This window comes from Micromonospora carbonacea (genome assembly GCF_014205165.1).
GTDB lineage: Bacteria > Actinomycetota > Actinomycetes > Mycobacteriales > Micromonosporaceae > Micromonospora > Micromonospora carbonacea.
Map to the genome: position 1 here is coordinate 5,156,264 of NZ_JACHMZ010000001.1, position 22,131 is coordinate 5,178,394.

Genomic DNA, 22,131 nt, shown 5'->3' on the forward strand with positions numbered 1-22,131 from the left:
GCGGGCGGGAAGGGTCACGTCAGCGACCTCCGGGTATCCGGTGGCGCAGCCGTTCGGAGGGCGATCGTCGGCGGCCCGGCGGTCGGAGTCAGGGGGCCGGGGTCAGTGGCGGAAGGGGCCGGTGATCTCGTACGTGATGCCGTCGGAGCCGGTGACCGCCCCGCTGACGCCCCGCTGGGAGGAGAAGTAGAGGCGGCTGCCGTCCGGGGAGCACGCCGGGCCGGTCAGTTCCGAGCCCGACTGGCCGAGCAGGCGCAGGAACGGGGTGACCACGCCGGCCGGGGTGATCATGTTGATCTCCATGTTGCCGCCGTCCTCGGCCACGTACAGGTCGCCGGAGCGGGTGCCGGTGATGTTGTCGACGCCGGTGAGCGGGGCCGCCCCGGCGGGCACCAGCGAGTCGTCGTACGCCAGGTCGAGGCGTTGGCCGGCGGCGTCGTACGCCCAGACCCGGTTGTCGCCCTTGGTGGTGAACCAGCAGGTGCCCCGGTCGTACCAGCAGCCCTCGCCGCCGTCGAAGTGCTGCGCCGCGCCGACCTGGCGACGGGTGGGGACGGGGAAGCCGTCGCGGTCGGGCACGTCGGCCCAGGTCACCGGGCCGGTGACCTGACCGGTCGGCGCGCAGAGCACCTGGAGCCGGCCGGTGCGCAGGTCGCCCCAGGTGTCGGGGACGAACCGGTAGAAGCAGCCGTCCTCCTCGTCCTCGGTGAGGTAGACGACGCGCCGGTCGGGGTCGCAGGCGGCGGCCTCGTGGGTGAACCGGCCCATCCGGGTGCGTTCCTCGGCGGCGCGGCTGCCGTCGGGCCAGGTCTCCATGACCCGGCCGAGCGGGGCCTCCTCGCAGGAGAGCCAGGTGCCCCACGGGGTCGCCCCGCCGGCGCAGTTGAGGTTGGTCCCGCCGAGGATCCGGTACGCCGAGGCGATGCTGCCGTCGGCACGGAACCGCACGGCCGACGCGCCGCCGGCGAGGGGGATCTCGGAGTTGGAGACGTAGATCCAGCCGTCGGGGGCGGGGAAGCACGCGCCGCCGTCGGGGGCCCAGTGCCACAGGTAGGAGGTGCCGGCGACCCGCTGCCCGGAGCGGGCGACCACCCGGCTGGTGAAGCCGGCGGGCAGTTGGATGCCGTTGGCGTCGGCGGCGAGCAGGTCCCCGTACGGGCCGGGGCCGGGCTGGGCGGGCCCGGCGGAGAGGGCGGGCGCGGAGAGGGCGGCGGAGGCCCAGAGGCTGCCGCAGAAGGCGGCGGCCCCGCCGGCGACGGTGGCGCGCAGGACGGTACGACGGTCCATCGGTTACCTCCGGGTAGGGTCGATGCCCCACCGACGGTAGAGCCGGCGAGGCATCGACACCAGTGACTACCCGATGAACGCGGGGTGACGGCTCTCCGGCCCGACCGCCTCGGGTTCGGGCGCGTCCGGCGGCGCGGGCTGCGCCGGGTCGTCCGACTCGCGGATGCCGAAGCGGCGGTAGACCGCGCCGAGCGGGCCGGGGGCCCACCAGTTCCAGCGGCCGAGCAGGCGCATGGTGGCCGGCACGAGCAGCGCCCGCACCAGGGTCGCGTCGACCACGATCGCCACGATCATGCCGATCCCGATCAGCTTGATGTACGCCATCGCGCCGGTGGCGAAGCCGGCGACCACGATGACCAGCAACAGGGCGGCGGCGGTGATGATCCGGCCGGTGCGTTGCAGGCCGGCGGCCACCGACGCGGTGTTGTCGCCGGTGCGGTCCCACTCCTCGCGGACCCGGGAGAGCAGGAACACCTCGTAGTCGGTGGCCAGGCCGAACAGCACGGCGAGCATGAGGATCACGTTGCTCGGCTCGATGAACCCGGTCGGGGTGAAGCCGAGCAGCCCGGACAGGTGGCCGTCCTGGAAGATCCAGACCACCACGCCGAACGACGCGCCGATGGAGAGCAGGTTCATCAGCACCGCCTTGACCGGCAGCACCACCGAGCCGAACGCGAGGAAGAGCAGCAGCAGGGTCGCGCCGGCCATCAGCAGGGCCATCCAGGGCAGCCGGTCGCCGAGGCTGTCCAGCAGGTCCCGGTCGACGCCGGGCCGGCCGCCGACGAGCACCCGCGCGCCGTCCGGGGCGGGCAGGGCGCGCAGGTCGCGTACCAGGTCCCGGGCGGCGTCGCCGGTCGGCTCGCCCGGGTAGGCGACGGCGAGCAGCGTCGAGGCCCCGTTGGTCGCGGCGACCCGCACGCCGGTCACCCCGGGCACCGCCGCGATCCGGTCGGCGAACGACCCGACCGCGTCGGCCGGCACGCCGGTGACCAGCACGTCGATCGGGGCGATGGTACCGCCGGGGAACTGCGCGGCGATCCGCTCGGAGACCACCCGGGGCCCGGCGTCGGCCGGCAGCACCCGCTCGTCGACCCCGCCGAATCCGGCGCGCAGGAACGGGGTGGCCAGCAGCCCCAGGATCAGGGCCACCCCGACCAGGTAGGGCACCGGGCGGCGCATCACGCTGCGCGCGATCCGGGCCCAGGCGCCGCCGGTGTCGGCCTGCGCCGGGCCGGCGCGGTGTGCCCCGCGCCGCCACGGCAGCGGTACGCGCACCGCGTCGACCCGGCGGCCGAGCACCGCGAGCAGGGCCGGCAGCACGGTGAGCGCCGCGAGCATGGCGACCAGCACGGCGGCCATCCCGCCGAGGCCCATCGAGCGCAGGAACGGCTGCGGGAAGACCAGCAGGCTGGCCATGGCGAGGGCGACGGTGAGCCCGGAGACCAGCACGGTGCGGCCGGCGGTGGCCATGGTGCGGCGTACCGCCTCGGCGGTGTCCCGGCCGGCGGCGAGTTCCTCGCGGAACCGGCTGACCACGAACAGGGCGTAGTCGACGGCCATGCCGAGGCCGATCAGGGTGATCACGTTGATCGCGAAGACCGACACGTCGGTGACCATGCTGAGCAGGCGGACGGCGACCAGCGCGCCGAGGATGGCGAGCCCGCCGACGAGCAGCGGGGTGGTGGCGGCGACCAGCCCGCCGAAGATCAGCACGAGCAGGACCAGCAGCACCGGCATGGAGAACAGCTCGGCGCGGGTGATGTCCTCGCTGGTCTGCTCGGTGGCGTACCGCTGGAAGGCCACCGCGCCGCCGAGCTCGGTGCGCAGGCCGGGGGCGTCGAACGCGGGCCGCACCGCGTCGAACGCCTCGGCGCGGGCGTCCTCGTCGACGCCGTCGAGCTGGACCAGGGCGTAGGTGGACCGGCGGTCGGCGGAGACCAGGTGGGGCGCCGGGGCGTCGTAGAAGGTGGTCACGCTGGTGACCTCGGGACGCTGGCGCAGCGCCGCGACGGTGCCGGCGACCGGATCGCGGAACGCCGGCTGGTCGACGGTGGCGGTGTCGCTGGACCAGAGCACGATCACGTCGGCGCCCTGCCGGCCCAGTTCGGCGGTGATCCGCTCGGCCGTGCGGCTGGACTCGCTGGCCGGGTCGGCGAACCCGCCGCCGCTGAGCTGGCCGAAGACGCCGGTCCCCCAGGTCGCGCCGAGCGCCATGAACGCCACGGCGGCGGCGAGCACGGCCCAGCGGGCCCGCACCACCGCCCGCCCCCACCAGTCGAACATCGCATTCCCCCTCACCGACCGTTAAGGTCGTGGTCAGTAACCATGGCTCTCCGAAGTGAACGCCGTTTACTATTACTACGTCGTTCGCTCCAGTCAAGGGGGTTCACGCATGTCCGCACCGACCCGGCGGGAACGGCTACGCGCGGCCACCCTCTGCGAGATCAAGAACGGGGCGCGCCGGCTGCTGGTGACCGGCGGGGTCGAGGCGGTCTCCCTGCGCGCCATCGCCCGCGACATGGGGATGACCGCGCCCGCCATCTACCGCTACTTCCCCAACCTGGAGGGCCTGGTCGGCGCGCTGACCGGCGACCTCTACGACGAGCTGCGCGCCGTCAGCGAGGCGGCCCGGGACACGGCCGGCGACGACCCGGTCGACCAGCTCACGGCCATGTGCCGGGCGATGCGCCGCTGGGCCGTCGCGCACCCCGCCGAGTTCACCCTGATCTTCGGCAACCCCGTCCCGGGGGTCGCCACGTTCACCGACGCCTGCGCCGACGCCGAGCACCCCGGCGCGCGGCTCGGGGCGGTCTTCCTCGCCCCGTTCCTCGCGCTGACCCGGGACGGAGCGCTGCCCGGGCCACCGGCCGACGCGCTGCGCCAGCAGCTCGGCTGCCACCTCGCCCCGCTCACCACCAAGCACGGCGACCTGCCGATCGAGGTCGCGTACGCGTTCCTGTCCGCCTGGACCCGACTCTACGGGCTCGTCGCCATGGAGGTCTTCGGCCACCTCGCCTGGGCCGTGGACTCCCCCGAGGCGCTGTTCGAGACCGAACTCGCCGCGCTGTTCGCCCCGCTGCGCGGGACGCCCGGCACCGGCCCGCCGACCGGGAACGGCGACGGCCCCCCGGCCGGGTCCGCGCGGCACTAGGCTGCCCGAGCATGAGCGAGCGCAGCGGCACGACCGCGACGAGCAAGGCGAGTGAACTGCCGGCCCGCGCCGACGTGGTGGTCGTCGGCTCCGGGCACAACGGGCTGGTCTCGGCGATCCTGCTGGCCCGCGCCGGCCTCGACGTGCTGGTGCTGGAGGCCGCCGGGGTGATCGGCGGGGCCACCCGCACCGAGAACCCGTTCCCGAAGGTCCCCGGGCTGCGCCACTCCACCGGGTCCTACCTGCTCGGCCTGATGCCGCCGGAACTGCTCGCCACGCTCGACGTGCGCATCCCCGTGCTGCGCCGCGACCCGCACTACTTCCTGCCCACCCCGGGCGGCCCCGGGTCGCCGTACCTGCTGATGGGCAGCGACACGGCCGCCACCCGGCGGCAGCTCGCGGAGTTCTTCTCCCCCGCCGACGTGGCCGCCGACGACGCCATGCAGGCCGAGCTGGCCCAGCTCCGCGACGACCTCGCCCCCGCCTGGCTGGCCGAGCCGCTGCCGGTCGAGGAGATCGCGCAGCGGCTCGTCCGGCCCGCCCTGCGGCAGGTCTTCGTCGACCTCGTGCGCGGCTCCGTGGCCGACTACCTGGCCCGCTTCGACTTCCGCTCCGAGCTGCTGGTCAGCATGTACGCGGTCACCGACGGCCTGTCCGGGCTCAACGCCGGCCCCGACGACCCCGGGACCGGCCACAACTTCCTCGTGCACAACATGTGCCGGCTGCCCGGATCCGACGGCACCTGGATGATCGCCGAGGGCGGCATGGGCACCGTCTCGCGCACCTTCGCCGACGCGGCCCGCGCCGCCGGGGCCACCATCCTGACCGACGCCCCGGTCACCGCGATCACCCTCGACGGCGGCGCGGCCAGCGGCGTGACCCTCGCCGACGGCCGGCACGTGGCCGCGCGGGTGGTGCTCGGGGCCTGCGACCCGTACCGGCTGATGGACCTGCTGCCCGACGGCGCGCTCCCGGCGGAGCTGGGCGCGCGGATGGCGGCCGTCCGCCGGCCCGGCACCACCCTCAAGGTCAACCTGGCGCTGACCGGGCTGCCCCGCTTCTCCTGCCTGCCCGACGACGCGCCCAGCCCGTTCGGCTCCACCATCCACCTGCTGCCCGGGTCGGCGTCGCTGGTCGGCGGCGGGGGCGAGCCGCCGATGGCGGCGCTGCGCGCGATGTGGGCCGACGTGCAGGCCGGGCGGCTGCCCGCCGAGCCCACCATCGAGTGGTACCTGCACACCACCGTCGACCCGTCGCTGTCCGACGCCGAGGGCCACCACTCGTCGGCGCTGTTCGTGCAGTCGGTGCCCTACGCCCTCGCCGACGGCACCTGGGACGCGGCCCTGCCCGGCTACGTCGACCGGCTGATCGGCATCTGCGAGCGGTACGCGCCCGGCACCGGCGACCTGATCGCCGACGCCGTGCCGCTGCCCCCGCCCGGCATCGAGGCGCACTTCGGCATCACCGGCGGGCACATCCACCACGTCGACAACACGGTCAGCTTCACCGACCGGATGCCGTACGCCACCGGCGTCGACGGCGTGTACGCCGGCAGCGCCGGCTGCCACCCGGCGGGCAGCGTCATCGGGGCGGCCGGCCACAACGCGGCCCGCCGCATCCTCGCCGATTTGGGGTAAGGAGGGGCCCCTTGTTAACGCCTACGGTAGAGAGGGGTCCCCTTCTCACCCCGTCGGGCGGGGCGCTCAGCCCTCGGCTGGAGCGACCTCCTTCGACGGGGGCAGGTCGCCGGGGCCGCGGATCAGGTAGAGGCCCACGAGCAGGAGGTAGGCGACCAGGCTGAGCACCGGGTCGACGAAGACCACCGCGAAGGCGACCAGGTAGAGCACCGGCCCCAGCAGGAACCGGCGGGCCACCGCCCGGGCCAGCCGGGGGTCCAGGTCCGGGTGGAGCAGGTGGCGCCGCCGCGCCCACCACCAGCTCAGGTTGAAGAACAGCGCCTCGCCGAGCACCGTGCCCACGTACAGGGCGGCGGTGAGCCGCTGGTCGCCGACCGGGCCGCGCAGGTTGTCCGACAGCAGGTTCGCGGCGAACGGGATGGCCGCGACGAAGAGCAGCAGGAGCAGGTTCAGCACCAGCAGCAGCTGGTCGACGCGGACCACGTACCGCCACATGTTGTGGTGGGTGAGCCACACCTGGCCGACGATCGCGAAGGTGATCACGTACGCCAGGTACGACGGCCACTCGTGGAACAGCGCGCCCGCCAGGTCCGTCCCGGTGGGGTTCTGCGGGGCGAACTGGAGCAGCTCGACCGCCATCAGGGTCAGCACGATGGCGATCACGGCGTCGCTGAACGCCTCCACCCGGGAGGCGTCGCGGGCCATCTCGCTGCGCCGCCCGTACCGGTAGCCGGCCGCCTCGTCCGCCCCGCCCGTCACGACGCCGACCCGCCGGTCACGACTCCGCCCCGCCCGTCACGACTCCATGGTCACCTGCGGGCGGGGCGGAACGGGAAGGAACGGGGCAGAAGGGGCGAAACGGGGCGAGCGCCGGGTCAGGGCGTCGGGGCGGACGCGTCCGCGCGGTGCGCCCGGACCTTGTGCCCGACGCTGGTCAGGCAGCGCCCGCTGGGCAGGTCGAACTTCCAGCCGTGCAGCTGGCAGGTGAGCTGGTCGCCCTCGACGATGCCGAACCGGGTGAGGTCCGCCTTCAGGTGCGGGCAGCGGCGCTGCACCACCCAGTCGCCGAGGGTGACGTCCTCGGCGTCGCTGGTGCGCTCGTGCTCGTCGTACCAGCCCTCGGCGTACTGGAGGCGCTCGGTGGACAGGCACTTGAAGAAGGCGTACACGAACTCGTTGTACTGGCCGATCCGGGCCGCCGAGAACCGGCAGGACAGGAAGAGCGAGTTGACCCAGTCGACCTCGCCGATGTGCAGCAGGTGCTCCACGAGGGCCCGCTCGGTGCGGAACCGGTAGCGGACCTTCTCGTCGGCGTACGGCCGCACCTCCTTGCCGGGAAAGTCCACCACGATCGACTCGACGCTCTCGCCGTCGTAGTCGACCAGGTCGAAGCGGACCGGGCCGCCGACGCCCTTGGCCAGGTAGATCGACTCCTCCAGCAGCGGCTCGATGCGGCGCTTCATCCCGGCCAGCACGTCGACCTCGGGGTGCCGCCAGGACGCCTTCTCCGCCTCGATGACGCCGCGCTTGCGCTCCCGCATCTCCTCCAGGTGGGCGGCCTTGTTCGCGAAGAACTCCTCGACCGGCTGCGGGTGGGTGGTGGTCGCCCCCGAGGTGGTCACCTCGGCGACGCTGCCCGGCAGCAGCACGATGCCGTTGGTGCCGCCGACCTTCGCGTACTCGGCGAGGAAGACCGACTGGTCGGGGAAGATGTTGCCCTCGTCGCCGTGGATGTCGTTGAACTGCCACAGGTCGTCGTCGAGGAAGCACGGCGGACCGGCGATCGGGAAGACGTGGTCGGCCTTCAGGTCGGCGATGTAGCGCCAGGTGCGGTCGAACTGCCGCTCCCGCTTCTGCTTGCCGAACGCGGTCTTCGCCGACTGCGGCAGCTCGTAGACCATCGGATACCAGATCGCCCCGGAGAACTGGAGCAGGTGCGCGTGCACGTGCCCCAGCTCGGCGAAGACGCTCAGGTCGGTCGGCCGGGCGTCGTTCTGGTTGAGCAGCCGCACCCCCTCGTGCTCCACCCACAGCGAGGAGTCGCCGATCGGGCCGTCGGTCGGGCTGGTCAGCGCCTGGATCATGATCCGCAGGCCGCCGTCGAGCTCCACGACCTGCTCGTTCGGGGCCCGCAGGAACTTCGTGAAGCCCAGCGCCCGCAGCTCGTCCTCCATCTCGGAGGTGGGGAACTCCGGCAGCAGGACGGTGGCGTCCTTGGACACGAAGTCGCGCAGGTGCGCGGCGTCGAAGTGGTCCCGGTGCAGGTGCGAGACGTACAGGTAGTCGACGTCGCCGAGGGTCTCCCAGTCGAGCTGGGAGTTGTCGGGGAACGGGAACCACGAGGCGAAGTAGGCGGGATTGACCCACGGGTCGCACAGGATGCTGCCCGCGGCCGTGTCGATCCGCATGCTGGCGTGTCCCGTACCGGTCACTCGCACCGCAGTCCCCCTCAAAAAGACAATCAAGGTGTACGTCCCGACGCTACCGGAGGCAGTCTGGCCGCCGGCCCGCGACGCCGGTAGTGCCCTCCGGCCCGGGTCCTCCGGCCTCCGGCCGGTCCACTGGGCGCCGGTGGCCGGCACGGGGCGCCGGCGGCGGATGCGGGCCGGTGTGTGCCGGGCCGGCAGGAAACCCCCACCGCACGAGGTCAGCCGCGGGGCGTGCCAGACTAACCGGAGATCCGATCGCGAGGGAAGGACCGACAGTGGCAGGAAGCGAGCCGGTGACGTCGCCAGATCAGCACAAGCCCGGGCACCGCAAGGCCGGGCGGATCGGCGCGGTGGTCTCCGCGCTGGCGCTGTTGGCCATGCTGTGCGGCAACCACGAGGGCAGGGTCGAGGACATCTGGCTGGTGGGCCTGGCCGTGCTGCTGCTGGCCATCGTCGTCGGCGACACGGTGCTGCGCCGCAACGGCCTGCGGTCCTGACCCCGGCCGGACCGGCAACGCGCGAAGGGCCCGCCCCCGTCGGGGCGGGCCCTTCGTCGTGTCCGCGTGCCCGGCGGCGCGGGCGGATCGCCCGCGCCCGCCGGACGGTCAGCGGCCGAAGAGGATGTCCTGGACGTCCTTGAGCGCGGCGTCGACCTCGGCCTCGAAGTAGCCGCCCGGGACCAGGCCGAAGCGCAGGGTGTCCAGGTCCTTCGGGTTGACCGGCATCGGGCCCCGGCCGGCCATCCCGCCGAGGATGCCCTCGAAGAGCCGGTCGACCTGGTCCGGGTCGTATCCACTGCCGAACCGGCGCACCTGGAAACTGCGGCGGATCTGGTCCACCCGGTGCAGGTCGCTGCCGGGCGGACCGGCCATCGGCGGGCCACCGGCCGGGGGGCCACCCACGGGCGGGCCACCCACCGGCGGGCCGCCCATCGGGGGGCCGCCCACGGGCGGGCCGGCCATCGGCGGCGGGCCCCCGATCGGCTGCGGCGGCATGGGCGGGGGCCCGGCCGGGCCACGGCCGCGCAGCTCACGAAGGTCGCGCTCGGGCATCCGGATCTCGGCGGTCATGTCGGCCCGCCCGTGCCGGCCCGCCTCGAAGCCGTCGAAGCGCTGCTCGTCGGGGGCGTAGCCGCCGGGCCCCGGGGGCAGGCCCCGGGGCGGCGGGCCGCCGGGCCCCATACCGGGGCCGGGACCCATCGGGCCGCCCGGACCCAGCGGGCCGCCGCCGGGGCCGCGCGGGGCGTCGTACCCGCCGCGCGGCGCGTCGTACCCGCCGGAGAAGCCACCGGTCGGCTCGTCGTATCCGCCGCCGCCGGAGAAACCGCCGGTCGGCTCGTCGTACCGGCCGTAGCGGTCGCCGGGCGGGCCGGCCTGCGCCGGCATCGGCCGAGGCGGCATGGGCTGCGGCATCGGCGCGGGCCCCCGGTCGTCGCGCAGGAGCGGCCCACGGTCGTCGCGCATCGGCAGGGGGCCGCGGTCGTCGCGCATCGGAACGGGCCCCCGGTCGTCGCGCATCGGCGGGCCCATCCGGTCCGGCGGGCCCATCCGGTCGGACATCCGGGGGTCTGCGCCGCGACCGGGCGAGCCGCCGCGCTCCTCCAGCTCGGCCAGTTGCCGCTCGACGCGGTCGAGGTGGAGGTCGACCTGCCACTCGTCGTAGCCGTTGAAGCGGACCCGGAAGACGACGTCGTGGACCTCCTGGGAGGCCACGGGCGCGCCAACGGGCCGGCCGTCGAGCGTCGCCTCGACCCGGTCCAGGAAGGCGTCCACCTCGTCGACCTTGTATCCCCGGCGGAGCGCCTTGCGCCGGAAACGCTGACCCTGACTCGCCACTATGTCTCCTGGTCTCGTTCGGTACGCCCCGTCACGCCGTTGCCTCCTGCGGCGTCCCGCTGTCCCCGTCGCCGGCGGCGGCGAGCTGCCCGCACGCGCCGTCGATCTCGCGCCCCCGCGTGTCCCGGACCGTCGTCGAGACCCCGGCGGCGCGCAGACGCCGGACGAACTCCCGCTCGACGGGCTTCGGACTCGCGTCCCACCGGCTGCCCGGGGTCGGGTTGAGCGGGATGAGGTTGACGTGGGCCAACCTGCCGGCCAGCAGCTTGCCGAGGAGGTCGGCCCGCCACGGCTGGTCGTTCACGTTTTTGATCATCGCGTATTCGATCGACACCCGACGCCCCGTGCGGGCCGCGTAGTCCCACGCCGTGTCCAACACCTCGGCGACCTTCCACCGCTGGTTGACCGGCACGAGTTCGTCGCGCAGCTCATCATCGGGCGCGTGCAGGGACAACGCAAGGGTCACCGACAGGTCTTCGCTGGCCAGCCGCCGGATCGCCGGCACCAGACCGACCGTGGAGACCGTGATGTGCCGCTGGGACAGGCCGAGCCCCTCGGGGGCGGGGGCGACCAGCCGGCGGATCGCCGCGACGACGCGCGAGTAGTTGGCCAACGGCTCACCCATGCCCATGAACACGACGTGGGACAGCCGCGGCGGTGAGCCGGCGACCGCGCCGGAGGCGGCCACGCCGGCCAGGTAGACCGCCTGGTCGACGATCTCGGCCGTCGACAGGTTGCGGGTCAGCCCGGCCTGGCCGGTGGCGCAGAACGGGCAGGCCATGCCGCAGCCCGCCTGGCTGGAGATGCAGACGGTCACGCGGTCCGGATATCCCATCAGCACGCTCTCCACCAGCGAGCCGTCGTGCAGCCGCCAGAGCGCCTTGCGGGTCGCGCCGTCGTCGCAGGCGAGTTCGCGGACCGGGGTGAGCAGGGTGGGCAGCAGCTCGGCGGCCAGCCTGTCCCGGGTGGCCGCGGGCAGGTCGGTCATCGACGCGGCGTCGCGGACCAGGCGGCCGAAGTAGTGGGTGGACATCTGCTTCGCGCGGAACGCCGGCTCGCCCAGCTCGGCCACCAGGGCCTGCCGGGCGGGCAGGTCGAGGTCGGCGAGGTGGCGGGGCGGCATGGCCGCGCGGCGTGCGGCGGGGGTGTCCGGGGTGACGGGGATCAGGGGAAGGCTCGTCATGACCCGTCCAGTCTCCCACGCCGTTCGCCCGACGCACCTGGCCGGAGGTGCCGAATCGGACCCGACCACGCGGCCGGAACGGGCTGACCGGCGTGATTCATGCCTCAGCCCACCACCGGGACGAAAACCGCCAGCAACAGGTACGCGGTCGGCACCGCGAACAGGATCGAGTCGAGGCGGTCCATCAGGCCGCCGTGCCCGGGCAGCAGGTTGCTCATGTCCTTCACGCCGAGATCCCGCTTGATCATGGACTCGGCCAGGTCGCCGAGGACCGCCGCGCAGGACACGGCCACGCCGAACAGGGCGCCCCACCAGGGGGCCACGTCGAACAGCAGCCAGATCAGCAGGGCGCTGCCCGCCGCCGCCGCGGTGACCGAGCCGCCGAAGCCCTCCCAGGACTTCTTCGGGCTGATCGAGGGCGCCATCGGGTGCTTGCCGAGGTTGGCTCCCGCCGCGTACCCGCCGGTGTCGGAGAGCACCACCGCGACCAGGGTGACCAGCACGCGCAGGTGCCCGTCGCCGGGCGCGGCGGCGAGCATCGCCGCGAAGCCGCCGAGGAACGGCACGTACACGGCGATGAGGGTGGCCGCCGTCAGGTCGCGCTGGTAGTCGCCCGGCCCGTCGCCCAGCCGCCAGATCATCGTGCCGAGCACGGTGACCAGCAGGCCGAGGCAGAGCGCGTCGGGGCCGGCGAACCAGGCCAGGCCGATCGTGAGCACGCCACCGGCGATCAGCGGCACCAGCGGCGGATGGGCCCCGCTGCGGCGGACCGCCCGGGCCATCTCCCAGCTGCCGATCGCGATCGCGGCGGCGAGCACGAGGAGGAAGGCGGGCAGGTAGAAGAAGAGCGGCAGCAGGACGGCCGCGCCGAGGCCGACGCCCACCCCGATCGCCGCCGGCAGGTTGCGGCCGGCGCGGCCGGACGGGGCCTGCTGGGTGGGCGGACGCTCCGCGCTCGCCCGTCGCCGGCCGGGCCCGCGCCGGCCCCGGGGCGGCTCCGGCTCGGCGACGTCGCCGGCCGGCCCATCCGAGGGGTACGCCGGACCGGCCGGCTCGTCGGGCGGGTACGCCGGCCCCGTCGGCGGGTGGGCGGGGAAGGGCCCGTCGGGCTCGGGAGAGAACCGGCCGCCCGCCCCGGGGGCGCCACGCCAGCCCGGCGGGTCGACGGGGTCACCGGGTCGCGGCGGCTCGTCGGGCACCGGGCGGGCACCGTACGGGTCGGTGGCGTCGGCGTCGAACGGCTCCGGCCGCCCCGCCGGGCGGCGCGTCTCGGGCCGACCGCCCGGGGCCACGGGGGCGTACGCGTCGGTGGTGGCGCTGCGGGCCCACTGTCCCGGCTCCAGCTCACGGTCGGGCCAGGGGAGCGCGGCGGGGGCGTCCGGCCGGTCCCAGCTGCGGGACTCGGGGCTGCGGTAGGGGTCGAGGTGGGACATCACGCACCGAGCGGACGCGGTACGGGGTTCACCACATGACGTACGACCAAGACCATCCCCTACGACGACTGTTCCGTCCGATTGACCGGCGCGACGGCCGGGCGATCCCGCCCGTTCACCGCGTGGTGGCCGGAATCGTGCCGAGCCTACTGCACGGGTCGCCCCGGGAGGGTGGACGAGCCCTCCGTGCGCCGCCGGCGGTGCGCCCCGGGTTCGCCCGGTTCCGGCCCGTGACGACGGAGGCACCGGCGCCGCCGCCCGACGACGGCGGCACACCGGTGCCACGACAACAGGTCTCGCGTGCCGGCCCGGGGGCCGGTCGCGGCTCAGACCTCGAGCAGCTCGCTCTCCTTGTGCTTGACCAGCTCGTCGACGGTGGCCACGAACTTCTGGGTCAGGTCGTCGAGGTCCTTCTCGGCGCGGCGGCCCTCGTCCTCACCGACCTCGCCGTCCTTGACCAGCCGGTCCAGCTCCTCCTTGCCCTTGCGGCGGATGTTGCGCACCGCCACCTTGGCCTCCTCGCCCTTGTGCCGGGCCACCTTGATCATCTCGCGGCGGCGCTCCTCGGTCATCTGCGGGAGCAGGATGCGCAGCTGGTTGCCCTCGTTGTTCGGGTTCACGCCGAGGTCCGAGTCGCGGATCGCCCGCTCCATCGCGCCGATCTGCGAGTTGTCGTACGGCTTGATGATGACCATGCGCGGCTCGGGGACCCCGATGGACGCCATCTGGGGCAGCGGCGTGGGGGTGCCGTAGTAGTCGATGATGACCTTGGAGAACATGGCGGCGTTGGCGCGACCGGTGCGGATGGCGCCGAACTCCTCCTTGGCGTGCTCGATGGCCCGCTCCATCTTCTCCTCGGCCTCGAGGAGGGTGTCGTCGATCACCGGTCTCCTCGCCTCCTTCTTTGTGCTCGTCGTGGGCTGTGCTGTGTGTCGCGGGGCCGCCTCGCGCGGCCCCCGGCCGCTCAGGCGGTGATCAGGGTGCCGATCTTGTCGCCACCCACCGCGCGGATGATCGTGTCGTCGCCCTGCGCGCCGAAGACCAGCATCGGCAAGCCGTTCTCCATGCAGAGGCTGAACGCGGCCGCGTCGGCGACCCGCAGGTTGCGGCGGAGCACCTCGGAGAAGGTGATCGAGTCGAGCTTGCTGGCGGTCGGGTCGATCCGGGGGTCGGCGGTGTAGACGCCGTCCACGCCGTTCTTGCTCATCAGCACCACGTCGGCCCGGATCTCCAGCGCCCGCTGGGCGGCCACGGTGTCGGTGGAGAAGTAGGGCATGCCCGCGCCGGCGCCGAAGATGACGACCCGGCCCTTCTCCAGGTGCCGGATCGCGCGCAGCGGAATGTAGGGCTCGGCGACCTGGGCCATCGTGATGGCGCTCTGCACCCGGGTCTCGATGCCCTCCTTCTCCAGGAAGTCCTGGAGGGCCAGGCAGTTCATCACGGTGCCCAGCATGCCCATGTAGTCGGCGCGGGCGCGGTCCATGCCCCGCTTCTGCAGCTCCGCGCCGCGGAAGAAGTTGCCGCCGCCGACCACCACGGAGACCTGCACGCCGCGGCGTACCACGGTGGCGATCTGCCGCGCGATGGCCTGGACGACGTCGGGGTCGACGCCGATCGCGCCGCCGCCGAAGACCTCGCCGGAGAGCTTCAGCACCACCCGGCGGGCCCGTCCCGGCGGTGGGGCGGTCGGATCCTCCGCCGCCAGGCTCCGGTCACTCACAACCTGCGTCATCCGCCCCGCCCTTCCCCGGCCGCACCCCACGTGCGCCGGTTACCGCGTACCTGCCGTCGCTGACCCTACGCCGCCGCTCCGGCCGCGCGGGCCAGGCATGTGACGAGGAGGCCGCGGTGCCTGTCACGTACACCAGCGGCCTCCTCGTCGACGTTCCCTGCCCACGGGCGCGTCACGCGCCCGACCGGCGGCTCAGGCCTGGCCGACCTCGAACCGCAGGAAGCGGGTCACCTCGATGCCGGCCTCGGCCAGCACCTGCTTCACGGTCTTCTTGTTGTCGGCGACCGACGCCTGCTCGATCAGGACGTAGTCCTTGAAGAACGCGTTGACCCGGCCCTCGACGATCTTCGGCAGCGCCGCCGCGGGCTTGTTCTCCTCGCGGGCGGTCTGCTCGGCGATGCGCCGCTCGGACTCGACGACGTCGGCCGGCACCTCGTCCCGGGTGAGGTACTTCGGCCGCATCGCGGCGATCTGCATGGCGACACCGCGGGCGTCGGCGTCCCCGGCCTCGTCGGTCTTGCCGGCGTACTCCACCAGCACGCCGACCGCCGGCGGCAGGTCCTGGCTCTTGCGGTGCAGGTAGACCGCGACGGTGCCGTCCAGCTTGGCGAAGCGGTTGAGCACCAGCTTCTCGCCGATCTTGGCGGACTGCTCCTGGATCAGGTCGGCGACCGGCTTGCCGTCGATGCTGCTGGCGAGCAGCTCCTCGGCGGAGGTCGCGGCGCTGGCCTCGCCGTGCTCGACGAGCTGCTGGGCCAGCGCGATGAAGGCGTCGTTCTTGGCGACGAAGTCGGTCTCGCAGTTGAGCTCCAGCAGCGCCTTGCCCGAGTGGGCGACCAGGCCGTTGGCGGCCGTGCGGCCGGCCCGCTTGCCGACGTCCTTCGCGCCCTTGACGCGCAGGATCTCGATGGCCTTGTCGAAGTCGCCCTCGGCCTCGGTCAGCGCCTTCTTGGAGTCCATCATGCCGGCGCCGGTGAGGTCGCGGAGCTTCTTGACGTCCGCGGCGGTGAAGTTGGACATGACTCTCTCTTCGGTGTTGGGACTCGGTGGGTTGGTCTGGGGGCCGGGTGGGTCGAGCCGGGGCCGGTCACCCGGGTCCGGGCCGGGCGCGCCCGGCGTGCCCGCCGCGCCCCGCCGCCCGGGAAACCGGACGGCGGGCGCGCGGCGGCGCGGTCACTCCGCTGCGGCGGCCGCCGGCTGCTCGGCCGGCTGCTCGGCGGCGGGCTGCGCCGGCTGCTCGTCGGCCTTCTTCGGCTCCTCCAGCAGCTCGCGCTCCCACTCGGCCAGCGGCTCGTCGGCGCCGACCTGACCCGGCTCCGGCTTCTCGTCGCCGCCCCGGCGACGGCCCGAGCGGGCGATCAGGCCGTCGGCGACGGCGGCGGCCACGACCCGGGTCAGCAGCTCGGCCGAGCGGATCGCGTCGTCGTTGCCCGGGATCGGGAAGTCGACCTCGTCGGGGTCGCAGTTGGTGTCGAGCACCGCGATCACCGGGATGCCCAGCTTGCGGGCCTCGTCGACGGCGATGTGCTCCTTCTTGGTGTCGACGATCCAGACCGCGGCCGGGAGCTTCTGCATGTCCCGCAGACCGCCGAGGGTCTTGGTGAGCTTGATCTTCTCGCGGGAGAGCTGCAGGGTCTCCTTCTTGGTGTAACCGGCGGCGGTGCCGCTCAGGTCACCCAGCGCCTCCAGCTCCTTCATCCGCTGGAGCCGCTTGTACACCGTCTGGAAGTTGGTCAGCATGCCGCCGAGCCAGCGGTGGTTGACGTACGGCTGGCCGACCCGGGTCGCCTGCTCGGCGATGGCCTCCTGGGCCTGCTTCTTGGTGCCCACGAAGAGGATGCTGCCGCCCTCGGCCACCGTGTTGCGCACGAAGTCGTACGCCTTCTCGATGTAGTCGAGGGTCTGGCGCAGGTCGATGATGTAGATACCGTTGCGCTCGGTGAAGATGAAGCGCTTCATCTTCGGGTTCCAGCGCCGGGTCTGGTGCCCGAAGTGGACACCGCTCTCCAGCAGCTGACGCATGGTCACGACGGCCATGGTGGGGTACTCCTTGTGATCCCTGGTTGCGCCGCCCGGCCGGCGGCCGGGCGTCCTGGCGCCCGGTCGCCGGCCGTGGTGGGCCCGACGATGATCGGGACCAGGGAGGCCGCCGCCCCACGAGACGTGGAGAGGGCGCGCGAGGTCGACCGCGCGAGGCGGTCGCCAAGCGCCCAGTGTACGCCCCTGCCCGGCGCGCGGCTCAGCGGGCGGCCGAGCGCGGCGGGTCAGGGGCGGGCGGCGCGGCTCAGCCAGCGGCGAGCGCGGCGGCGAGGAACAGCACCAGCCCCACCGTCAGGTACGCCGTCGGCGGGCGGAGCCAGCCCCGGCCGCCCTCGGCGAGCGCGAGGCCGCCCGTGCGCAGCCCGTAGAGCCCGATGCCGAAGATCGGCAGCCCGCCGGCCAGGAAGATGCCCACCACGACGTCGGCCGCCGACAGCGGGTCGCCGAGCACGCCGTGGCTCAGCACCCGCAGGGCCGGGACCTCGAAGGCCGCCACCAGCACCGCGATCAGCACGGCGAGCGCCGGGCGACGGGTGCGGTAGACGCCGTCGGAGGGCGCCGGGCCGGGGCGGCGCAGCCCGTCCGGGGCGTACGCCGGGTCGAGGCCGGGCGGCGGCAGGTCGGGGCGGGGCGCCACCGGGGGCATGGGCCCGGTCGGCAGGTCCAGCGGATGCGGCTCGGCGGCGCGACCCGGATCGACGGCGCGCGCCGGCTCCACGGCGGTGGCGCTGCCCGCGCCCCGGTCCACCGGGCCCCACTCCCCCACGCCCCGGTCCGCCGGCTCGTCCGGGCGGCCGGACTCGGCGCGGCGGCCCGGCTCGCCGGGGCGGCCGAGGTCGCCGGGACGGCCGAGGTCGCCGGGACGGCCAAGGTCGCCGGGACGGCCGAGGTCGCCGGGACGGCCGAGGTCGCCGGGACGGCCGAGGTCGCCAGGGCGGCCGGGGTCACCGGGGCGGCCCGACTCGCTGGGACGGCCCGGCTCGCTGGGGCGGCCGGGCTCGATGATCGGGTATCCGCCGAGCGGCGCGCCGCGCGGCGGCTCCGCGCCACGTCCCACCGGGTCGACGCCGAGCGGGTCCGCGTCGAGCGGGGCGTCCCGCGGGCCCGCCTCGCGCGCCGGACCGGACAGCAGGGCGCTGTCCCGGGCCGGGCCGGGCAGCGACCGGTCCTCGTACGCCGGGCCGGGCAGCGACCGGTCCTCGTGCGCCAGACCGGCGAGCGACCGGTCCTCGTGCGCCGGGGCGGACAGGGAGCGGTCCTCCTGCCCCGGCGCCGCCAGCGGCGTGGGGCGCTGCCCGATGGTCAGCGGGAACTCGACGGCCCGCTGGGCGGGCGGCAGCGGGAACGCGACGGAGTGCTGACCGGCCGGCAGCGCCGCGTCGGCGGACGGGGCCGGCTCGGCGGCCCGCGCCGCCCGGCGCGCCTCCCGTTCGGCGGCAAGCTCGTCCATCGACACCCCGAACGAGCCCGTGTCGGCCCGGCGGGACCGCGCCGGACGGTAACTGTCCGTATCGGGGTCGGTGGACCCGAACGCGTCGTCCGCGCCGTGCCGCCCGGTCTCGCCGTACCGGCTCACGGGTGGGTCGGTCAGCTCGTCGTAGCGCCGCTCTCCGGTGTCGCCGCGCTGGTCAGCGGCGCGGAACTCGTCGGCTCGATAGCGTTCTTCGCCCGCCGGGCGCCAGTCCGACTCGCCGTACCCGCGCTCGCCGGGGTACCAACGCGACTCCTGATCTTCGGGAAAGCTCCGTCGTGCGTTCACGATCGGCACCGTATGTGACAGGCGCACCCCCGCGCCATCCGGACGGACGGCGCGCCGGCGGCGACACCCCCCGGGAGCACCCGGAAACGGGCACGGTCCGGCCGTCGGCACGTAGCACACCAAGGGCATGATCGTCCGTTCGTCCACAACCGCCTCCGTCGTCCACAGGCGTACGGCGGAGGCGAGCGCGGTTCGGCATGGTGCGGGCCATGACGAAGCGGAACCAGGCCGTCGGCGCGTACGGGGAAAGCTGCGCCGTCCGGCACCTGATCGGAGCCGGGCTGCGCCCGGTCGCCCGCAACTGGCGCTGCCCCGCCGGTGAGATCGACATCATCGCCTGGGACGGCCCCGTGCTCGCCTTCTGCGAGGTGAAGACCCGGCGCACCACCGACTACGGGACGCCGGCCGAGGCGGTCGTGCCGGCGAAGGCGCGGCGGCTGCGGGGGCTGGCGGTCCGCTGGCTCGCCGAGACCGGCACCACGGCCGGCGAGGTGCGCTTCGACGTCCTCTCCGTCGAGCTGCCCGACGCCGGCGCGGCCCGGGTCGAGCACCTCAAGGGCGCGTTCTGATGGGCGGCCGGGCGTGAGCTACGCGAAGGTGCTCTGCGTCGGCCTGGTCGGGGTGACCGGGCACGTGGTGGAGGTGGAGGCCGACCTCGCCCCGGGGCTGCCGGCCGTGGCGATCTCCGGCCTGCCGGACACCGCCCTGCACGAGGCCCGCGACCGGGTCCGCGCCGCGATCGTCAACTCCGGCCAGCGCTGGCCCAACCGGCGGATCACCCTCAACCTGCTGCCGGCCACGCTGCCGAAGTTCGGTTCGGCCTTCGACCTCGCCATAGTCAACTTGTGACATACTCACGGGCATGACGCGAGCGGCTATCTATGTCCGGATCTCTCGGGACCGCGAAGGCGGCGGACTCGGCGTGACCAGACAGGAACAGGACTGCCGGGAACTGGCCGACCGGCACGGCCTGACGGTGGCCCAGGTATACAGCGACAACGACCTGTCGGCGTACAGCGGCAAGCCGCGGCCCGCGTATCGACGGATGCTCGACGACATCGCCGCCGCCCGGGTTGACGCTGTGCTGGCCTGGCACACCGACCGCCTACACCGGTCACCAACCGAGCTGGAGGAGTACATCTCGGCGTGCGAGCCGCGCGGCGTGCCCACCTTCACCGTGAAGGCCGGCCCGCTGGACCTGAGCACGCCCAGCGGGCGAATGGTCGCGCGCCAGTTGGGCGCCGTCGCCCGGTACGAGGTAGAGCACCAGGTCGAGCGGCAGCAACGCGCGAAGCAGCAAGCCGCCGCCGATGGCCGATGGGGCGGGGGCCGGCGACCGTACGGATACGAGGCGGACGGGGTCACGCTTCGACCGGACGAGGCGCGCGTGGTCGCCAGGGCCACGGACGCGATCCTTGCCGGCGGCAGCCTCCGGGCCCAGGCCGCCGAGCTCAACGGCCGGGGCCTGGTGACGTCGACCGGACGCCCGTGGACGGCCACGGAGCTGCGGAAGGTTCTGCTACGGCCACGCAATGCCGGTCTACGCGAGCACCGGGGGGAGATCGTTGGTCCGGCCGCCTGGCAACCGCTCGTCGACGAGGATCGCTGGCGCGCGCTGGTGTCGGTGCTGACGCACCCGGGTCGCCGCACGCAGTGGTCATCGGCGCGCCGGTGGTTGCTCTCCGGGCTGGCGCTCTGCGGCGTGTGTGGCACTCCCGTCCGAGCAACGCTGATGTCCACCACGGCCCGGTCGGTACCGTCGTACACCTGCAAGGTGTCGCGCTGCATCGGCCGGAACGCTGCCGAGGTCGATGCGTACGTCTCCGCCGTCGTCGTCGAGCGGCTGTCACGACCTGACGTCACAGACCTGCTCGCCGCCGACAGCCGCCCGGAGAGCAGCACGCTGCAGCGAGACGCCGCGACCCTCCGGGAACGCCTCGACGGCTTGGCGTCCGCGTACGCGGACGGCGCGATCGACGTGCGGCAACTGCGCGAGGGGTCTGAGCGCCTTCGCGCCCGCCTGGCCGAGGTTGAGGATCGGATGGCCAGCCTTGGGCAGGGTGACGCCCTGGCCGGCCTGCTCGGCGTACCGGACCCACAAGCAGCGTGGGACGGGCTGGACCTTCACCGCCGCCGAGCGGTCATCGACACCCTGATGACGGTAACGATTCACCGGAGCCGAAAGGGCCGCCCGCCCGGGTGGAGGCCCGGAAGCTCATACTTCAATCCGTCCACGGTGGACATAGCATGGAAGGGCTGACCTGCTGAATCTCCCGCAATGTGATCTATCTGTACTGCGGATCGAGTACCCACGGGTACGCCAACGCGAGTAAGTTACGGCCATCGGTCGGATCACGTCCGGTCGGTGGCCGCAACCAGTAGCCCAGCACTGCTGGGAAAAGAGCGAGCTCCGCAGGACGCAAGCCGTCTGCGTGACACCGGGAAGGCCCCGGGTCCTACTGGCGTACGGTCCGAGGACACCGGGAGTCTCCGAGTGGCCGCGAAGACCCATCTCACCGCAGAGCAACGGCGCGAGCGTGCGCGCATGGCCGTGCTGCACCGCCACAACCCCGAACGTGCCGCCGAGCTGCGCCGGGACTACCACGTTGACCAGCTGGCCGAGCGCATCGCCGCCGTCGTCAACGCTGCCCCGCCCCTGACCGACGAACAACGCGCCCGGCTCGCCGGGCTGCTCGCCTCGCCGCAGGCGTCGAAGGGGGGTGTGCAGGATGCGGCATGACGAAGGCCGCCCCGAAGCAACCAGGGCGGACCGCGTGACGGCCGGCGAAGTCGTCAAGGCGGGCGTACTCGGGAACGCCCCCGCTCTCACCCACCGGCCCGGCCGGCGGCTCAGCGAGGCCAGCGCGTGATGGCCAAAGCCGACACCGATCGACTCCGCCGGCCCGCCGACCGGCAGACGTTGCCGCACCCTGAAGCCGGCTACAATGAGCAGGCTTCCCAGCGGGAAGCCCCCAAGCCGGAGCCTCTCACCGGACCCCGCGATCAGGGAAACAAGCGGAGGCGGCAGGCCCGTCGTAACCCGACGAGGAACCACCGTCACGACCGCCCCCAGAGCGGATGGCCACCACTTGCGGGTAGCAGCCAGGCGCAGCCGTATGGACGCGCCTGGTCTACCCCTCGTCAGGTGGTGCCAATGCCTCTCTCCGGCAAGCTCGCAGATCCCCAGTTCCGGCGCGACCGGGCGCGACGCGCACGCGCCGCCCAGCAGTCCCCGGACTTCTACATCGCCCAGTTGGCCAAGGCCGAGCTGACCGACGAGCACCGGGCGCGCCTGGCGCTGCTGCTGGGGGTGAACCGCGATGCAGCCTGAGCACCCGCACGCCGACTGCGTTCGCCGCCTGGTCGACGCCGCCCCGCCGCTGGGCGAAGCGCAGCGGTCCCGGCTTGCCGCGATCCTTCGGCCCGCCGCCACCCGGCCGAAGCCGGATCTCCGGCGGGAGGCCGAAGCGGCATGACCCAGATGCACAACGGCCGCCCCGGGGCGGGGGCGGCCGGCGAAACGGTCGGGCAGACCACCGGCAGTGTACCGCCGATCGGCCTAGCCGTCGCAGGCCTCACGGCTGCGGCGTGCGGGGGCATCCACGAGGGCCCTTGCGACCGGTGGAGCGTCTGCACGGGCATGGA

Annotated in this window: 18 protein-coding genes and 2 pseudogenes; 8 read left to right on the plus strand and 12 right to left on the minus strand. The window is 73.8% G+C overall.

The features are described 5' to 3' along the window. Positions 1-102: 102 nt before the first annotated feature. Both HDA31_RS21460 and HDA31_RS21465 read right to left on the minus strand, forming a co-directional pair. Positions 103-1,287: an alkaline phosphatase PhoX gene (locus tag HDA31_RS21460; RefSeq protein ID WP_178063823.1), complete on the minus strand. Its 1,185-nt coding sequence runs from the start codon at positions 1,285-1,287 to the stop codon at positions 103-105. Positions 1,288-1,353: 66 nt separating this feature from the next. After that, entirely contained in the window at positions 1,354-3,570 is a 2,217-nt protein-coding gene (locus tag HDA31_RS21465; RefSeq protein ID WP_178063822.1) for an MMPL family transporter, read from the minus strand. Between the two features lie 109 nt (positions 3,571-3,679). Between HDA31_RS21465 and HDA31_RS21470 the strand changes: the two genes are divergently transcribed. Further along, positions 3,680-4,438, plus strand: coding sequence for a TetR/AcrR family transcriptional regulator (locus HDA31_RS21470; RefSeq protein ID WP_178063821.1), 759 nt, complete (start codon positions 3,680-3,682; stop codon positions 4,436-4,438). Positions 4,439-4,449: 11 nt separating this feature from the next. After that, on the plus strand, positions 4,450-6,075 hold the full coding sequence (locus HDA31_RS21475; RefSeq protein WP_178063820.1) for a phytoene desaturase family protein: 1,626 nt from the start codon (positions 4,450-4,452) through the stop codon (positions 6,073-6,075). Between the two features lie 66 nt (positions 6,076-6,141). On the opposite strand, the gene HDA31_RS21480 is transcribed toward HDA31_RS21475, so the two are convergent. Together HDA31_RS21480 and HDA31_RS21485 are read right to left on the minus strand one after the other, a co-directional pair. Then, entirely contained in the window at positions 6,142-6,780 is a 639-nt protein-coding gene (locus HDA31_RS21480) for a TMEM175 family protein (RefSeq protein ID WP_178067158.1), read from the minus strand. Positions 6,781-6,950: 170 nt separating this feature from the next. After that, positions 6,951-8,513 carry a Rieske 2Fe-2S domain-containing protein gene (locus tag HDA31_RS21485; RefSeq protein ID WP_178063819.1) on the minus strand — a complete coding sequence of 521 codons (1,563 nt, stop codon included), beginning with the start codon at positions 8,511-8,513 and terminating at the stop codon, positions 6,951-6,953. A gap of 266 nt (positions 8,514-8,779) precedes the next feature. On the opposite strand from HDA31_RS21485, the gene HDA31_RS21490 reads away from it, so the two are divergent. After that, positions 8,780-9,001 carry a DUF2631 domain-containing protein gene (locus HDA31_RS21490; protein ID WP_096761598.1) on the plus strand — a complete coding sequence of 74 codons (222 nt, stop codon included), beginning with the start codon at positions 8,780-8,782 and terminating at the stop codon, positions 8,999-9,001. A gap of 108 nt (positions 9,002-9,109) precedes the next feature. On the opposite strand, the gene HDA31_RS21495 is transcribed toward HDA31_RS21490, so the two are convergent. The 8 genes and pseudogenes from HDA31_RS21495 to HDA31_RS33440 all read right to left on the minus strand — a co-directional run. Continuing rightward, the gene (locus tag HDA31_RS21495; RefSeq protein WP_178063818.1) at positions 9,110-10,339 is read right to left on the minus strand and encodes a DivIVA domain-containing protein; all 1,230 of its coding nucleotides are present in this window, start codon (positions 10,337-10,339) and stop codon (positions 9,110-9,112) included. Positions 10,340-10,370: 31 nt separating this feature from the next. Further along, positions 10,371-11,522 carry a dual-specificity RNA methyltransferase RlmN gene (rlmN, locus tag HDA31_RS21500; RefSeq protein ID WP_074473837.1) on the minus strand — a complete coding sequence of 384 codons (1,152 nt, stop codon included), beginning with the start codon at positions 11,520-11,522 and terminating at the stop codon, positions 10,371-10,373. Between the two features lie 104 nt (positions 11,523-11,626). Next, the gene (locus HDA31_RS21505) at positions 11,627-12,955 is read right to left on the minus strand and encodes a phosphatidate cytidylyltransferase (RefSeq protein WP_178067157.1); all 1,329 of its coding nucleotides are present in this window, start codon (positions 12,953-12,955) and stop codon (positions 11,627-11,629) included. 326 nt (positions 12,956-13,281) lie between these two features. Continuing rightward, positions 13,282-13,839 (minus strand): ribosome recycling factor, encoded by a 558-nt coding sequence (frr, locus tag HDA31_RS21510; RefSeq protein ID WP_043962359.1) that lies wholly within the window; start codon positions 13,837-13,839, stop codon positions 13,282-13,284. A gap of 80 nt (positions 13,840-13,919) precedes the next feature. Next, on the minus strand, positions 13,920-14,687 hold the full coding sequence (gene pyrH / locus HDA31_RS21515; RefSeq protein ID WP_074473835.1) for a UMP kinase: 768 nt from the start codon (positions 14,685-14,687) through the stop codon (positions 13,920-13,922). A 192-nt stretch (positions 14,688-14,879) separates the two neighbouring features. Then, on the minus strand, positions 14,880-15,707 hold the full coding sequence (gene tsf / locus HDA31_RS21520; RefSeq protein WP_178063817.1) for a translation elongation factor Ts: 828 nt from the start codon (positions 15,705-15,707) through the stop codon (positions 14,880-14,882). A 153-nt stretch (positions 15,708-15,860) separates the two neighbouring features. Continuing rightward, the gene (rpsB, locus tag HDA31_RS21525; protein ID WP_043962356.1) at positions 15,861-16,724 is read right to left on the minus strand and encodes a 30S ribosomal protein S2; all 864 of its coding nucleotides are present in this window, start codon (positions 16,722-16,724) and stop codon (positions 15,861-15,863) included. Positions 16,725-16,971: 247 nt separating this feature from the next. Beyond that, positions 16,972-17,556: pseudogene (locus HDA31_RS33440) on the minus strand (hypothetical protein); the annotation flags it as partial. Between the two features lie 1,139 nt (positions 17,557-18,695). On the opposite strand from HDA31_RS33440, the gene HDA31_RS21535 reads away from it, so the two are divergent. The 5 genes and pseudogenes from HDA31_RS21535 (at position 18,696) to HDA31_RS21555 (ending at position 21,817) form a co-directional block, all read left to right on the plus strand. Beyond that, positions 18,696-19,055, plus strand: coding sequence for a YraN family protein (locus HDA31_RS21535; protein ID WP_178063816.1), 360 nt, complete (start codon positions 18,696-18,698; stop codon positions 19,053-19,055). A gap of 13 nt (positions 19,056-19,068) precedes the next feature. Next, a pseudogene (locus HDA31_RS21540) lies at positions 19,069-19,323 on the plus strand (magnesium chelatase domain-containing protein); the annotation flags it as partial. Positions 19,324-19,348: 25 nt separating this feature from the next. Further along, positions 19,349-20,746, plus strand: a complete 1,398-nt coding sequence (locus HDA31_RS21545) for a recombinase family protein (protein WP_178063815.1) — start codon at positions 19,349-19,351, stop codon at positions 20,744-20,746. 234 nt (positions 20,747-20,980) lie between these two features. After that, positions 20,981-21,226, plus strand: a complete 246-nt coding sequence (locus tag HDA31_RS21550; RefSeq protein WP_178063814.1) for a hypothetical protein — start codon at positions 20,981-20,983, stop codon at positions 21,224-21,226. Positions 21,227-21,631: 405 nt separating this feature from the next. Continuing rightward, positions 21,632-21,817 carry a hypothetical protein gene (locus HDA31_RS21555; protein ID WP_178063813.1) on the plus strand — a complete coding sequence of 62 codons (186 nt, stop codon included), beginning with the start codon at positions 21,632-21,634 and terminating at the stop codon, positions 21,815-21,817. Positions 21,818-22,131: the final 314 nt, after the last annotated feature.

What these genes read in the sequence shown, in the direction of transcription:
- HDA31_RS21460 (WP_178063823.1), bottom strand. Translation starts at nt 1,287, where the DNA reads ATGGACCGTCGTACCGTCCTGCGCGCCACCGTCGCCGGCGGGGCCGCC.
- HDA31_RS21465 (WP_178063822.1), bottom strand. Translation starts at nt 3,570, where the DNA reads ATGTTCGACTGGTGGGGGCGGGCGGTGGTGCGGGCCCGCTGGGCCGTG.
- HDA31_RS21470 (WP_178063821.1), top strand. Translation starts at nt 3,680, where the DNA reads ATGTCCGCACCGACCCGGCGGGAACGGCTACGCGCGGCCACCCTCTGC.
- HDA31_RS21475 (WP_178063820.1), top strand. Translation starts at nt 4,450, where the DNA reads ATGAGCGAGCGCAGCGGCACGACCGCGACGAGCAAGGCGAGTGAACTG.
- HDA31_RS21480 (WP_178067158.1), bottom strand. Translation starts at nt 6,780, where the DNA reads ATGGCCCGCGACGCCTCCCGGGTGGAGGCGTTCAGCGACGCCGTGATC.
- rlmN (WP_074473837.1), bottom strand. Translation starts at nt 11,522, where the DNA reads ATGACGAGCCTTCCCCTGATCCCCGTCACCCCGGACACCCCCGCCGCA.
- HDA31_RS21505 (WP_178067157.1), bottom strand. Translation starts at nt 12,955, where the DNA reads ATGTCCCACCTCGACCCCTACCGCAGCCCCGAGTCCCGCAGCTGGGAC.
- pyrH (WP_074473835.1), bottom strand. Translation starts at nt 14,687, where the DNA reads ATGACGCAGGTTGTGAGTGACCGGAGCCTGGCGGCGGAGGATCCGACC.
- tsf (WP_178063817.1), bottom strand. Translation starts at nt 15,707, where the DNA reads ATGTCCAACTTCACCGCCGCGGACGTCAAGAAGCTCCGCGACCTCACC.
- rpsB (WP_043962356.1), bottom strand. Translation starts at nt 16,724, where the DNA reads ATGGCCGTCGTGACCATGCGTCAGCTGCTGGAGAGCGGTGTCCACTTC.
- HDA31_RS21535 (WP_178063816.1), top strand. Translation starts at nt 18,696, where the DNA reads ATGACGAAGCGGAACCAGGCCGTCGGCGCGTACGGGGAAAGCTGCGCC.
- HDA31_RS21545 (WP_178063815.1), top strand. Translation starts at nt 19,349, where the DNA reads ATGACGCGAGCGGCTATCTATGTCCGGATCTCTCGGGACCGCGAAGGC.